Origin of the sequence: Blautia sp. An81 (assembly GCF_002161285.1) — a bacterium.
Taxonomy (GTDB): domain Bacteria; phylum Bacillota; class Clostridia; order Lachnospirales; family Lachnospiraceae; genus Blautia; species Blautia ornithocaccae.
Map to the genome: position 1 here is coordinate 14721 of NZ_NFHH01000037.1, position 14674 is coordinate 29394.

11 protein-coding genes are annotated in these 14674 nt (G+C 45.2%); all 11 read left to right on the forward strand.

What is annotated here, in order from left to right:
• The 11 genes from B5G33_RS19315 (at window position 1) to B5G33_RS19365 (ending at window position 14578) form a co-directional block, all read left to right on the forward strand.
• Window positions 1-1128 carry a 4-hydroxybutyrate dehydrogenase gene (locus B5G33_RS19315; protein ID WP_087418791.1) on the forward strand — a complete coding sequence of 376 codons (1128 nt, stop codon included), beginning with the start codon at window positions 1-3 and terminating at the stop codon, window positions 1126-1128.
• 23 nt (window positions 1129-1151) lie between these two features.
• Window positions 1152-2516, forward strand: a complete 1365-nt coding sequence (locus B5G33_RS19320) for an aspartate aminotransferase family protein (RefSeq protein ID WP_087418792.1) — start codon at window positions 1152-1154, stop codon at window positions 2514-2516.
• A gap of 88 nt (window positions 2517-2604) precedes the next feature.
• Complete coding sequence (locus B5G33_RS19325; RefSeq protein WP_087418793.1) at window positions 2605-3546, forward strand: LysR family transcriptional regulator; 942 nt, start codon at window positions 2605-2607, stop codon at window positions 3544-3546.
• 97 nt (window positions 3547-3643) lie between these two features.
• On the forward strand, window positions 3644-4951 hold the full coding sequence (locus tag B5G33_RS19330; RefSeq protein WP_087418794.1) for an O-acetylhomoserine aminocarboxypropyltransferase/cysteine synthase family protein: 1308 nt from the start codon (window positions 3644-3646) through the stop codon (window positions 4949-4951).
• A 61-nt stretch (window positions 4952-5012) separates the two neighbouring features.
• Window positions 5013-6389: an MATE family efflux transporter gene (locus B5G33_RS19335; RefSeq protein ID WP_204247437.1), complete on the forward strand. Its 1377-nt coding sequence runs from the start codon at window positions 5013-5015 to the stop codon at window positions 6387-6389.
• 127 nt (window positions 6390-6516) lie between these two features.
• Entirely contained in the window at window positions 6517-7806 is a 1290-nt protein-coding gene (locus B5G33_RS19340; RefSeq protein WP_087418796.1) for a glycoside hydrolase family 125 protein, read from the forward strand.
• A gap of 231 nt (window positions 7807-8037) precedes the next feature.
• On the forward strand, window positions 8038-9834 hold the full coding sequence (locus B5G33_RS19345; RefSeq protein ID WP_242974775.1) for an alpha-mannosidase: 1797 nt from the start codon (window positions 8038-8040) through the stop codon (window positions 9832-9834).
• A gap of 683 nt (window positions 9835-10517) precedes the next feature.
• Entirely contained in the window at window positions 10518-11276 is a 759-nt protein-coding gene (locus tag B5G33_RS19350) for a reverse transcriptase domain-containing protein (protein ID WP_087418797.1), read from the forward strand.
• 96 nt (window positions 11277-11372) lie between these two features.
• Window positions 11373-12608, forward strand: a complete 1236-nt coding sequence (locus B5G33_RS19355) for a site-specific integrase (RefSeq protein ID WP_087418798.1) — start codon at window positions 11373-11375, stop codon at window positions 12606-12608.
• Window positions 12601-13584, forward strand: a complete 984-nt coding sequence (locus B5G33_RS19360; protein ID WP_087418799.1) for a tyrosine-type recombinase/integrase — start codon at window positions 12601-12603, stop codon at window positions 13582-13584. Before B5G33_RS19355 ends, B5G33_RS19360 begins: the two co-directional genes overlap by 8 nt.
• Window positions 13565-14578: a tyrosine-type recombinase/integrase gene (locus B5G33_RS19365; RefSeq protein WP_087418800.1), complete on the forward strand. Its 1014-nt coding sequence runs from the start codon at window positions 13565-13567 to the stop codon at window positions 14576-14578. The genes B5G33_RS19360 and B5G33_RS19365 overlap by 20 nt, the downstream gene beginning before the upstream one ends.
• Window positions 14579-14674: the final 96 nt, after the last annotated feature.

The window sequence follows — 14674 nt, forward strand, 5'->3', positions numbered from 1 at the left end:
ATGAAAACATTTCAGGTAATACCGAAGATTTCCATGCTGGATACAGCAGAGGAATTTATAGAAAAATTTTCTCTATCACCGGAGGATCTGGTTATTGCAAGTCCTTCTATATGGAATCGATATTTTCAGAAAGTCCAGGCCGGACAGGTGATCCTGATCCGTAAATACGGCTCAGGAGAACCTACAGACGAAATGGTGGAATCCATTAAAAAAGATGTGACAAAACCCTATAAAAGAGTGGTAGCTATCGGAGGGGGAACTGTGATCGATGTAGCAAAACTTTTCTGCCTTGAAAAGTTTATACCAGTAGGAGATTTATTTGATCATGTGTTTCCGGCAGTAAAAAAAGTACCGCTTGTAATAGTTCCAACCACTTGTGGAACCGGAAGTGAGATGACCAATATTTCCATATTGGAATTTAAAAGCAGGCATACCAAGTTCGGACTGGCTGATGATGCCCTTTATGCGGATGACGCAGTGCTGGTTCCCCAGCTTCTGGAAAGTCTTCCTTTTTCGGTATTTGCTACAAGTTCCATTGACGCTCTGGTCCATTCTCTGGAATCCTATCTGTCTCCGAAAGCTACAGATATATCAGAGACTCTCAGTCTCCAGGCGGCAAAAATGATCTTAACCGCCTATAAAAAGATCCAAGATGCCGGGAAAGAAAAGAAGATGGAGGCCATGCGGGCGGAGGTAGGAAAAGTCCTTACGGCTTCTGCTATGGCGGGGATCGCCTTTGGAAATGCAGGCTGCGGAACTGTCCATGCTATGAGCTATCCTCTGGGAGCAGTCTATCATGTGCCCCATGGGGAAGCCAACTATGCAATGTTTACCGGCGTATTTAAAACCTATATGAAATATCTTCCTGACGGAAAGATTAAAATATTGAATGAAGAGCTGGCAAAAATTCTGGACTGTGAAAAGTCAGATGTTTATATAAAAATTGAGGAGCTGCTCAATGAAAATATCCTCTGCAAAAAGTCACTGAAGGAATATGGACTGAGACGGGAAGAACTTCTGGTGTTTACCCATTCAGTGCTCGCTAATCAGCAGAGACTTTTGGGAAACAGCTACATTCCTATGACAGAGGAACGGATCTTATCTATTTATGAAAGTTTATATGATTAAAAGAGAGAAAGGAAGAGATGAACATGTCAGAACTGAGAACCGCATTACCAGAGATCAAAACAGAGATTTTACCGGGGCCTAAAGCCAAAGCTATCATCGAAAGAAGAAAGGAAGCCATGCCAGGCGCCATTAAATGTAATTATCCCATTGTGATCAACAGAGGAGAAGGGGCAATGGTAGAAGATGTAGACGGCAATATTTTCCTGGACTGGGTAGGAGGCGTAGGTGTGTTAAATGCCGGATATTCACAGCCGGAAATGATCCAGGCGGTGAAAGATCAGTCAGAGAAATATTTCCATGCGATGATGAACATTATGACCCATGAGAATTATATCACACTGGCGGAGATGATGAATGAGTTCATGCCGGTCCGGGGAGAAAAGAAGAAGACCATGTTTGCCAACAGCGGCGCTGAAGCAGACGAGAATGCGGTTAAGATTGCAAAGTCCTATACGAAAAGACCCAATATTATTGTTTTTTCGGGAGCGTTCCACGGAAGAACCGCTCTGACCATGGCGATGACCAGTAAAAAAGCATACGCCTACGGGATGGGCCCTATGCCTGATGGCGTTTACCGTGCAGAATTCCCTTATCTCTACCGGGCGCCTAAAGGATTCACAGAGGAAGAAGCTATTGATTACTATGTGAAACGTCTGGAAGCAGTATTTGAGGAATGCTCTGCCCCGGATTATGTGGCTGCTATCGTTGTAGAGCCTGTTCAGGGGGAAGGGGGATTTGTACCTGCTCCTATAGAATGGGTAAAAGCAGTCCGGGGAATCTGTGATAAATACGGTATCCTCCTGGTGGCAGATGAAGTCCAGTCAGGATGGGGCCGGTCCGGAAAAATGTTTGTTTCAGATTACTGGAAAGAAGCGGGCTGCGCTCCAGATATTATCGCAACAGCAAAATCCATTGCCGCAGGTATGCCCCTTTCCGCTGTCACAGCCAGAGCGGAGATTATGGATGGAGTCACCCCGGGAACCATCGGCGGTACTTTCTGTGGGAATGCCGTTGCCTGCGCGTCAGCTATTGAAACCATTAAATTTATTAAAAAGAATGATCTCTGTGCCCGGGCTCTTGAAATCGGCAAGAAGGTAGAAGCTTTCTATAAAGGTCTGGCAGAAAAATATCCGGTAGTGGGAGACGTAAGAGGAATCGGCGCCATGATGGGGACAGAGTTTGTAAAAGATCTAAAGACAAAAGAACCATATCCGGAACTGGTAACCAAACTGGTACAGACAACAGCAAGAAAGGGTCTGATCATCGAAAGCGCCGGTACCTATAACAATGTAGTCCGTTTCCTTTGCCCTCTGGTTGTAACAGATGAGCAGCTGGAGGCCGGATTTAAGATCATGGAGGAAAGCCTGAAGGAATGCCTTGAATCATAGAAGACTTTCATGATAGAATCTTACAGGTAAAGAAACGAGATTCTATCCGAAAGCGAAGAAATGTGCTCAGGACAGCAGGAGAGGCACAATGACCTTAAATCAGCTTAATTATGTAATTACCATAGCGGAGCAGGGCTCCATTAATAAAGCTGCGCAACAGCTGTATATTTCCCAGCCTTCCCTGACCAGCGCGGTCCGGGAGCTGGAGAAAGAGCTGGGAATCGTACTGTTCCACCGAAGCGGCAAAGGGGTGACCCTGACCAATGACGGGGCAGAATTCCTCTTATATGCCAGGCAGCTTTACGGGCAATATGAAGAGATACTGGATAAGTACGGAAAGAACGGCTCCCTGAAAAAGAAATTCGGAGTATCGGCCCAGCACTATTCCTTTGCGGTAAAGGCATTTGTGGATATGGCGAAACAGTTTGACATGTCAAAATATGAATTTGCCATGCGGGAGACCAGGACGGCAGAGGTGATCCGGGATGTGAGTACTATGAAAAGCGAGATCGGCGTTCTGTACCTGTCGGATTTTAACCGGAAGAGCCTGGAAAAGCTTCTTAGGACTGCAGGACTGGAGTTCCATCCACTGGCACAGTGCCGGGCATATGTATATCTCTGGAAGGGACATCCCCTTGCGGGGCAGGCCGCCATTTCCTTTGATCAGCTGGCAGAGTATCCCTGCCTGGCTTTTGAGCAGGGGGATAACAGTGCCTTTTATCTGGCGGAAGAAATACTGTCCACCAATGAATACCCCAAGATCATCCGGGCAAATGACAGAGCTACTATGCTGAACCTGATGGTAGGTCTTAATGGCTATACTCTCTGTTCAGGGATCATCAGCCAGGAACTGAACGGCGATGATTTTGCCGCCATTCCCTTCCAGGATGATGAAGAAAATCAGAACAGCGTTATGGAAATCGGGTATGTGGTAAGAAAGAATACATTTCTCAGCAAAATGGGAGAACTGTATATAGAAGCATTAAAAGAATCTCTTAAAAATTCAGACAGCAAAGATACTCAGTTATAGATTGGATCTATAACCGGGTATCTTTTTTGTGTATTAGACAGCTTTTTGCTGCCATGATAGGATAAATTCCATCAAAAGAAAACGGGAGGTAAGTATTATGGCAGATATAAGAGATTCTAAAAACTGGAGCTTCGAGACAAAACAGGTGCATACGGGACAGGAACAGCCGGATCCGGCAACAGGGGCCAGGGCAGTTCCCATTTACGCCACCACTTCTTATGTGTTTGACAGCTGCCGCCAGGGAGCAGACCGGTTTGCTCTCAAGGAGCCGGGAAATATTTACGGAAGGCTGACCAATCCCACACAGGAGGTATTTGAACAGAGAATGGCGGCTCTGGAAGGAGGAACGGGGGCTTTGGCTACTGCTTCGGGAGCAGCAGCCATTACCTATACTTTCCAGGCACTGGCAAAAGCAGGAGAACATATCGTAGCTTCCAAAAGGATCTATGGAGGAACTTATAATCTTCTGACCCATACCCTTCCTCTGACCAGCGGTATTACAGCCAGTTTTGCAGATCCTGATGATGAAGAGGCTTTTGAAAGGGAGATCCGGGAAAATACAAAAGCCATCTTTACAGAGACTCTGGGAAATCCCCACTCTAATGTGGCGGATCTGGAAAAGCTGGCCAAGATCGCTCACAGGCATAACATTCCCCTGGTCGTAGATTCTACCTTTGCTACGCCTTACCTGGTGCGGCCCATAGAATATGGAGCGGACATTGTGGTCCATTCCGCTACAAAATTTATCGGAGGTCATGGAACAGCCCTAGGCGGGGTTATCGTGGACAGCGGAAGGTTTGACTGGAAGGATTCCGGAAAATATCCCTGGATCTCTGAGCCAAATCCCAGCTACCACGGGGCTGTTTTTACAGAGGCGGCGCCGGAGGCTCCCTTTGCAACCTATATCCGTGCGGTGCTTCTTCGGGATACCGGGGCGGCTATCTCTCCTTTCCATGCGTTTCTCCTCCTCCAGGGACTGGAGACCCTTTCTCTCAGAGTAGAGCGTCATACAGAAAACGCATTGAAAGTGGTAAACTATCTGGCGTCTCATCCCCAGGTGGAGGAGGTCCACCACCCGTCTCTGGAAAGGGAACCTACCCATGAACTGTATAAAAAGTATTTTCCAAAGGGAGGGGGCTCTATATTTACTTTTGAGATAAAAGGAGACGCCGGGAGGGCGCAGAGGTTTATCGACCATCTTCCGATTTTTTCTCTGCTGGCCAATGTGGCGGATACCAAATCACTGGTCATCCACCCGGCCTCAACTACTCACAGCCAGTGTACCCCGGAAGAACTGCTGGAGCAGGGGATCCGACCAAATACGATCCGGCTGTCTGTGGGGATCGAGAATGGGGAAGATCTGATCGTGGCACTGGAAGCTGCATTCCGGGATGCCCCCTATTGACGAAATTTGTGCAAAGCAGTAAGATAAGCTTTGCAGAAAGCGAATTTTGGGGGAAATGTCCATGAAAAAGAATAAATTTGAGATTGATATGTGTAATGGCTCCATTATGGATAAGCTGATTTCCTTTTCCCTTCCTCTCATGCTCACAAGTATCCTTCAGCTGATGTTTAATGCAGTGGATATTATTGTAGTGGGAAGGTTCAGCGGAAGCCAGGCTCTTGCGGCGGTGGGTTCTACTACAGCTTTGATCAATATTTTTACCAACCTGTTTATCGGGATCTCGCTGGGAGCAAATGTCCTTGCAGCCAGATATTATGCAGCAGGACGGGATAAGGAGATGTCGGAAGCAGTACATACAGCTATTGCCCTGGCTCTGGTCAGCGGTATTATCATGGCTTTTGTGGGAGTGGGGGCATCCAGATTTGCCCTTGAGCTTATGGCCACTCCGGCAGATGTGATCGACCAGTCGGTGGTTTATATGCGGATTTATTTCATGGGCATGCCCTTTTTTATGCTGTATAACTATGGGGCTGCTGTTCTGAGAGCAGTAGGGGATACAAAGCGTCCTCTGTTTTTCCTGCTGGCGGCAGGTATGACCAACGTGGTGCTGGATCTGCTGCTGGTTATCGTCATCCCTCTTGGAGTGGCAGGAGTGGCTATCGGAACGGTGGCTTCCCAGATGATTTCCTGTATTCTGGTACTCTGGTGTCTCCACAGGACGGAAGGAAGTTACCAGCTGCGGTTTTCAAAGCTCAGGATCCGGGGCATATATCTGAAACGTATTTTTCAGGTGGGTATACCCGCAGGGATTCAAAGTACTGTGATCAATTTTTCCAATGCATTGCTCCAGTCTTCTGTGAATTCCTTTGGCTCAACGGCAATGGCCGGCTATACGGCTGCCAATAATGTGCTGGGATTTTTATATTCATCGATCAATGCAGTGACCCAGGCATGTATGAGCTTTACAAGCCAGAACTATAGTGTAGGGAAAACAAAGAGAATGGACAGGGTCTTTGTGGACTGTATAATCCTTTCTGTAGGAGTATCGGCAGTCCTTGGAGTGGGTGCCTATGTGTTCGGTTCTCAGGTACTGGGAATTTATACCAGCGATCCGGAAGTTATCCAGTGTGGTCTTGAGATTCTGTCCATTACCACCGTACCCTATTTCCTTTGCGGTATTATGGACCTTATTCCGGGAGCTCTCCGGGGAATGGGCCATTCCGGCGTGCCTATGATCCTTTCGATTATCGGAACCGTAGGCACCAGGATCCTGTGGATTTATGCTTTTTTCCCTCAGCACAGATCCCTTCACTTTTTATTTATTTCTTATCCGGGTTCCTGGATCGCTACCATTGTTATGCAGGCGGTGTGCTTCTACTTTGTACGGAAGCAGTGTATGAGGCAGATACACCAGGAAGCCCTATCTGGCCGGAAGTAAGAGCAGCATGGTTATATATTTATAAAAATAAGCGGAGATTTCAAAAATTTTTACAGTTTTTGAGGTCTCCGCTTCTGTGTTATAATGAGAAAAATTCGGAAGTAAAACAGAAACAGGAGATATCGTTATGGAGAAAAAAATACCTAAGGTAATGGCAGATCTATTTGTGTCTTTAAAAGAGCAGTGGAAGGAAGAACCGGAACTGCTGGAGCTGTTTAAGACCTGCTATACCAATACATTGGATACTACGGTGAAAAAAATGGAAGACGGCACTACTCATGTGATTACCGGGGATATTCCCGCTATGTGGCTTCGGGATTCAGCGGCGCAGCTTCGTCCTTACATTTTCCTGGCAAAGGAAGACCGGGAGATCCGGGAAATTATAGCAGGGCTGGTAAAGCGCCAGTTTCAGTATATTTGTATCGATCCTTACGCCAATGCTTTTAATTCTTCTCCAAGCGGCGCCTGCTGGGAAAAGGACGATCCGGATCAGAATCCCTGGGTGTGGGAGAGAAAGTTTGAGGTAGATTCTCTTTGTTATCCCATACAGCTGGCCTGGCTACTCTGGAAGAATACAGGATGTGTTTCCCAGTTTGAAGGAAAGTTTCAGAAAGGCATAGGAAAAATTCTGGAAGTCTTTTGCACAGAACAGGCCCATGAGGAAAAATCCGACTATCGGTTTATCAGAGGAAACAGTTTTTACAATGATACCCTGTCCAGAGAAGGAAAAGGTGCTTTGGTAAAATCCGATACAGGGCTGATCTGGTCAGGTTTTCGTCCAAGCGACGACGCCTGTACTTATGGGTATCTGATCCCCTCCAATATGTTTGCTGTGGTAGTGCTGGGATATCTGGAAGAAATCGAAAGGGAGATTTTTCACTGCCCGGAACTGGAAAAAGAAGCCAGAGAACTGAAGGAAAAGATCCACTATGCGATAGAAAGCATAGGGAAAACCGCCACTCAGGAATTCGGGGTGATCTATGCTTATGAGACAGATGGTTACGGTATGTATAATCTGATGGACGACGCCAATGTGCCAAGCCTGCTGGCTATGGATTATCTGGGCTATCCTTTGGATCCGGATGTTGGGGAAAATACAAGAAGATTTCTTCTTAGTAATGCCAATCCCTATTATTATGAAGGCAAGAAAGCCGCAGGAATCGGCAGTCCCCACACACCGTCCAGCTATATCTGGCATATATCCATGGCGATCCGGGGGCTGACCAGCAAAGAGAAGGAAGAAAAGAAAAGGGTCCTGCGGAATATGGCGGATACTACCGGCGGAAAAGGGGTCATGCATGAGGGCTTTCATGTGGATGACGATACCCGATACACCAGAGAATGGTTTTCCTGGGCAAATGCCATGTATGCAGAATTGTTCCTGGACTGCAGCGGATATAGACTGAAAATCAAGTAGAAAGAGAGAAGCCGATAAAAAACAGAGTATGCAGGAGAGCTGCTAAAGGGATAGGAATGTGCTGTTTACTGTTATTTGATGACAGGAAACAGTGCATTTTTTGATGTGTAATTTTTTCATCAAATATAGAAAATGGAAAATTGTAATGGAAGAGCGTGTTTTGTATAATATAAAAAAACAGGAAAACTACTACATTACAATATAAATCACAGGAGGGTTCCTATGAAAGACATGTTTTTAACAGACAGGAAACTGGACAGAAGAATTACAGAGGTGAAAAAATACAGATACCGGAATATCCGGAATCTGGAGGCGTTTGCGATGCAGGAAGATCTTCAGGGAGTGGTGAATCCTCAGGTGCCCGCAGAGTTTGACAACTGGGATACCATACACACCGGAGACTGCTGGTCCGGAAGAGACCGTTATCTCTGGATGCATAAGGATATTGAGATCCCGGCCCAGTGGAAAGGCCAGAGAGTTGTGGGTATTTTTGATTTCGGCAATACAGGTGCCGGAAATAACTCCGGTTTTGAAGCTATGTGCTACATAGACGGAAAACCCTACCAGGGCGTAGATGTAAATCACAAGGAAGTATTTTTCCCGGAAGAGCTCTGCGGAAAGACAGTGAACCTTACCTTCCGTCTCTGGTCCGGACTGGAAGGAGGAGGAGTTCCTGCCGTTCAGGAGCATAAGATCCGTCAGGCAGATCTGGCCTGTTTAGATGAACTGGCAGATGATTTTTATTACATGGGCACTCTGATCCTGGATACCATTGCCAATCTGGAAGAGGGAAATCCGGTGAAGTACGATCTGAGAAATGCACTGGATCAGGCTTGTCATTGTATCGACTGGTCCTATCCCGGAAGCGAGTCTTTTTATGATTCTCTTCACCAGGCAGATCAGATATTAAATGAAAAGATCGACAAAATGGAGAAACATTCTCCTGTGAATGTTTACTGTGTGGGACATACCCACATTGATATGGCATGGCTGTGGCGGCTGAAACATACCCATGAGAAAGCTTCCCGTTCTTTCTCCACAGTACTGCGTATGATGGAAATGTTCCCGGAGTATATTTTCCTTCAGACCCAGCCTCAGATTTACGAATACATAAAAGAAGATTTCCCGGAAATCTTTGAGGAGATCAGGAAACGAGTGAAAGAAGGACGCTGGGAAGCTGACGGAGGCATGTGGGTGGAAGCCGACTGTAACCTGACCAGTGGAGAATCTCTGACCCGGCAGCTTCTCATCGGAAGCAGATTTCTGAAAGAGGAATTTGGAAAAGATGTGGAATATCTGTGGCTTCCTGATGTATTCGGCTATTCCTGGGCTCTGCCTCAGATTTTAAAGAAATCCGGTATTGACGTGTTTATGACTACCAAGATCAGCTGGAACCAGTTTAACCGTATGCCTCATGATACCTTCCACTGGAAAGGAATGGACGGTACCGAGGTGCTTACACACTTTATTACCACCCCGGAACCCTGGAACGGACCGGATTCCTGGTTCTACACTTATAATGGCCTGCTCACTGCAAAGACCGTAAAAGGTGTATGGGAAGCCTATAGTGAGAAAGCTATGAATAAAGATCTGCTGATTTCCTACGGATATGGAGACGGAGGCGGCGGTGTAAACCGTGATCTGCTGGAGGCCAGAAGAAGGATTGATAAGATCCCGGGACTTCCGAATCTGAAAACTTCCACTGCAGGAGACTATTTCCGGAAATTAAAGGAAAATGTAGAAAATACCGATCAGTATGTAAACACCTGGGATGGAGAACTGTACCTGGAGTATCACAGAGGCACTTATACCAGCCAGGCTTATAATAAGAGAATGAACCGGAAGATGGAGCTTTTGTACCGCAGAGCAGAGTGGATGACTGCTATGGCCGCCATGGGAGCAGGAAGTCTGTCCCTGGCAGCACAGGAAAAGCTGACAAAAGGCTGGAAGATGATCCTTACCAACCAGTTCCATGATATTATACCTGGATCTTCCATTCATGAAGGTGCGACCCGTTTCGCCGCATAAATTAACAAAGGGCGAGGGTTGCAATTAGTTTATCTAGTTGTGACAACAACTTATTTTCCGAGAGGTGGAATGACAGGGTAACGCCTTGAAACGCCTCCTTTGATACTCCGAATAGCGTCTCACAGTTGCACATCGTGAGAGGTTATAAGCTCGGTGAAGTCGGCTGAGAGCCACCCTAACGCGTAATGGCGAGGAACTGCGAACCAGAGGTGGTCGAGTGGATGATAGGCCGGAAGTCTATAAAATACCTATGGCGAGAATGTTACCTATACAGGGGCAACTGGCGAACTCTTGAAGGAAAGGGTCTAAAGAATGGCAATGTAGAAATGCATTGATGACGTGACGTCAGGTAAGTGTGGGTGAGTAAGACATTCGTTATGAAAATCCATGTAGTGTTACAGGCACTACCAAGCTTACAGGCTCAAAGAGAGCGCCTAAGGGTATATGTACAGATAGGAAAATAGGAACGGGGAAAGCTGACAACGATTAGGAAGTGCAATTCCAATGAGGCGGTCTGTGGTAACACAGTTTATGTCAGTGAGAGTAGGGGCAATGTACCTGCGAAGCGGTGATAATAAGCCGTGGAGGGATAGCCCCAAGTCAGATTAATTCATTAAAACTTAATAATGGTAAGAGTGTTTTGGGTTCGAGTATGACTAAGAGAAGAAATCTCCGCAGAGGAGATGACTGACCAAACGGCAAAGAAGAGAGAAAACAAGGTTTTAAGGCGTAATGAATACTACGCAATTCAAGATGTGTTTGATGGCTTATATGCAAAAAGTAAACAGGGTGCAATATTTACCGACTTTATGTCGCTTATAACAAGTCCGCAGAATATAGCACTTGCGTACAGGCGGATTAAGCGAAATAAGGGAAGTCGAACTCCTGGTACAAACATGGGTACAATCGAGCAGATAGCGGAACGGGGAAATGACATTTTGGTAGATTATGTTCAGCGAAGACTGGCAAACTACAAACCACATCCGGTTAGACGTGTCATGATTCCCAAGGACAATGGGAAAGAAAGACCACTAGGGATTCCGACCATTGAAGACCGCTTGATTCAGCAATGTATTCTTCAAGTGATGGAGCCGATATGCGAAGCTAAGTTTCACAAACATAGCTATGGCTTCCGTCCAAACCGCAATACGCACCATGCAATCAGCAGGTTTCGGTTTCTGGCATTTACAGTAAAACTTGAATATGTAGTGGATATCGACATTAAAGGATTTTTCGATAATGTAGACCACTCTAAACTGCTGAAACAGATATGGTCGTTGGGTATCCACGATAAAAATCTGCTATGTGTAATAAGCAAGCTCTTAAAAGCACCCATACAGGGAGAGGGAGTTCCGAGCAAAGGAACACCACAAGGCGGATTATGCCGAGCTCGGCATAATCCACCTTATGACGAGATAAACGTTATGTCGAGTTGCCACTGATTTTCCGCGTAAAAACGTGATTTTTGGAAATTTATCTCGGCATAATACCACATTTTGTTATTCTGTAATCATTAAAAAGAAAGGAGTCAGAAACTCATGAATCTTGAAATGATTACAGAAGGATTAAAACAACTGTTGCAGGAAAACAATTATACGCCTGCGACTATCCGCTTTTATGAAAGAGAATGGAATAAGATCCAATGCTTTCTTACGGAAGAATACGGAAATACCGGATACGACATGGAACGGGGACTTAAATATCTCGAAAACCAATACGGATTCATCACTAAATATAATGATGGAACACTTTCCCAGCAGAGAGTCCAGCTGCTCCGTGTTGTCCATATGCTGGAAGACTATCGTCTCCATCAGGTGCTTACCAGGCGATACTATGCATCCAAAAATCCCATTACGCTGAATGCGTATTATTCAGCTGCATTTATGGATTATACGGGCTTCCTAAACTCAACGGAATTGTCAGATAGTACGGTCGGACATTATAAAAGCATTTCCATGGTTTTCATGGATTATCTCCAGCAGCGGAAAATAGAATCAGCAGAAAACATCACAATGGACACCTGCAATTCTTATCTGAAAACGTTGTCTGGCTATAGTTTTAAAACCATAGAGCAGAATGTTTGTGGGATCAGACACTTCCTGCGTTTTCTTTATTCGGCCGGAATCCTTGCCGTCGATTATGCTGAAAATATCCATATGCCTGCTGTTTCCAAAAGTGCCAAAATACCTTCCGCATGGAAACTCGATGAACTGAAAGCAATGCTTGCGGTCATTGACAGGAACAGTCCTATTGGAAAACGTGACTATGCGATGATCCTTCTTGCTTGTGTTCTTGGTCTTCGGATTGGAGATATCAAAAACCTGCGCTTCCAGAACTTTAGCTGGGAAGATAAAAAGCTGTCCCTTATACAGCACAAAACACATAAATCGTTGACTCTGCCAATACCTGATGCGGTAGGCTGGGCGGTGATTGATTATATCAAAAACGGACGCCCCCGGTATTATGAAACGGACCATGTGTTCCTGAAACATATGCCGCCATTTGATCCGATCGGCAATGAAAACCATATGCAGCAACAGCTTGTAAGATATATGAGGAAAGCAGGTATCGATCAGCGTACCAAAAAGCATTCAGGATTTCATTCTTTAAGACATTCCGCCGGCTCCATGCTTCTGGAAATGGAAACACCGCTTCCGGTCATTACAGATATCCTTGGACACACCGCTTCCGATGTAACGGCTGTCTATCTGAAGACAGACTTGAAGAAACTGGCCGAATGTGTGATTTCACCGGAGGATTTCTGCCATGAATAAAGAGACCTATAACAGCATTTTTCAAAAGGAGATCCATGATCTTATCGAATTAAAACGTGCGCTTGGATTCTCTTATGAATTAGAGACGGGTTCACTGCGACGCATTGACACTTTTTTATGTGAAAACAACCTTTCTGAAAAATGTATCACCAAAGAGCTGTGTGATCTATGGTGCAGAAAAAGGACTTATGAAACCGTTACGAATCAGGCAAGCCGCATCAGTATCATGCGTGTTTTCTGCAGATATCTCAACGATATAGGTATTCCGGCATATATTCCACCCAGGGGAATCACAAAAAAACGGATAAGATATGATGCGCATATCTATACAGATGAGGAACTTCAGGGCTTTTTTGATGTAGTTGACAAAAGTAAGTCTGTGCCTGATTCCTGCCCATACCGCAGTGATGTCATGCCAGTCTTTTTCCGGATCTTATACACCAGCGGAATGCGTGTTTCGGAACTGCGTCTTACCAGGATACGTGATATCAACCTCGAAGAAGGATATATCCATGTCCATGAGGCTAAAAACCATAAAGAAAGACTTATTCCAATCCATCCTTTGCTTATAATTCAGTGTAAGGAATTAAAAGAAAAAATCCATGCTGATTCACCTGACGATGAATATTTCTTTATGATACTTCCGGGGAAGCCAATGAGCCTGGGGAATGTATATAAAAATTTCAGACGGTATCTGGAGCAGGCTGGCATCTCCCATACCGGAAAAGGGCCTCGTATTCATGACTTCCGTCACACTTATTGTGTGAACCTCCTCCGCAAATGGGCTGATGAAGGAAAAGATCTTATTGCGTATCTTCCTTATATGCGGACAATGCTTGGACATGAAAGTTTTGAAGAAACAGCGTATTATCTGAAACTTACGGCGGAACGATTCCCATATATAAAAGAGCGGATGAAGGAATCTTTTCCTGATCTGATCAAGGAGGCAGAGATCAATGAACACGAATTCTACTGATTTTGCCTGTCTGGTTACAGGATTTCTGACAGATTACCTGCCACATCACAGATGTTATTCCAAGAATACCATTCTCAGTTACAGGGATACCCTGAAACTGTTCCTACGATTTATAAAAGAAGAAAAAGGGATCTTGCTGAATTCTTTTTATATCAGGGATTTCAAACGTGAGCTTGTCATTGAATTTCTGGAATGGTATCGGAACAGTGGAGCTGGCATATCGGCTGCAAACCAAAGGCTGGCTGCATTAAAAGCATTCAGCGATTATGCACAACTGGAAAACATCGAATACATTGCCCCGTTACAGAATGTCTCCGGGATCAAAGCCAAAAAAGCAGCACCGAAAGAAGTAGCTTTCCTGACGGTAGAACAAATGTCATCTCTTATAAACAGTCCTGATATTAATTCATCCACTGGGTTCAGGCACCGGGTAATCCTGACACTTCTGTATGACAGCGGGTGCAGGGTTCAGGAATTGTGTGATATCACGATAGCCGATGTATCGTTAGGATCTGTTGCAACTGTAAGATTACACGGGAAAGGCAACAAATATCGGACAGTCGTATTGTCAGAGGCGACAGCAAAACTTGTTGGGAGCTATCTTAGCCGGTATCGCCTATACGCTGTTGGAACAGACCTGTTGGTCACTAACCGTTATCATTGCAGGATTGACCGTGATGGCATTTCCTATATCGTCAAAAAATATGCAGATGCACTTCATAAAGAAGATGCAACATTTCCGGAACATGTGCACTGCCATATGTTTCGGCACTCGAAAGCAATGCATATGTTGGAGGCTGGCATCAACATCGTCTATATCCGAGATTTTCTCGGACATGAAGATATTTCTACGACGATGGTCTACGTAAGAGCTGATAATCGTCTGAAAAATGATGCGATCAATGCGCTTGCCCCTAAAGTTACTGACGAGGCTAATCTTCCTGACTGGAGCAAAGACAAAGATCTTTTACAGTTCTTAAATTCCTTAAAATAGAGAAGTATTATGCCGAGTTCAGAAAGTAAAAATACTGATAAATCTTAAGAATACTGGACGTATCTCGGCATAACATCTATCTCGTCATAAGGCGGT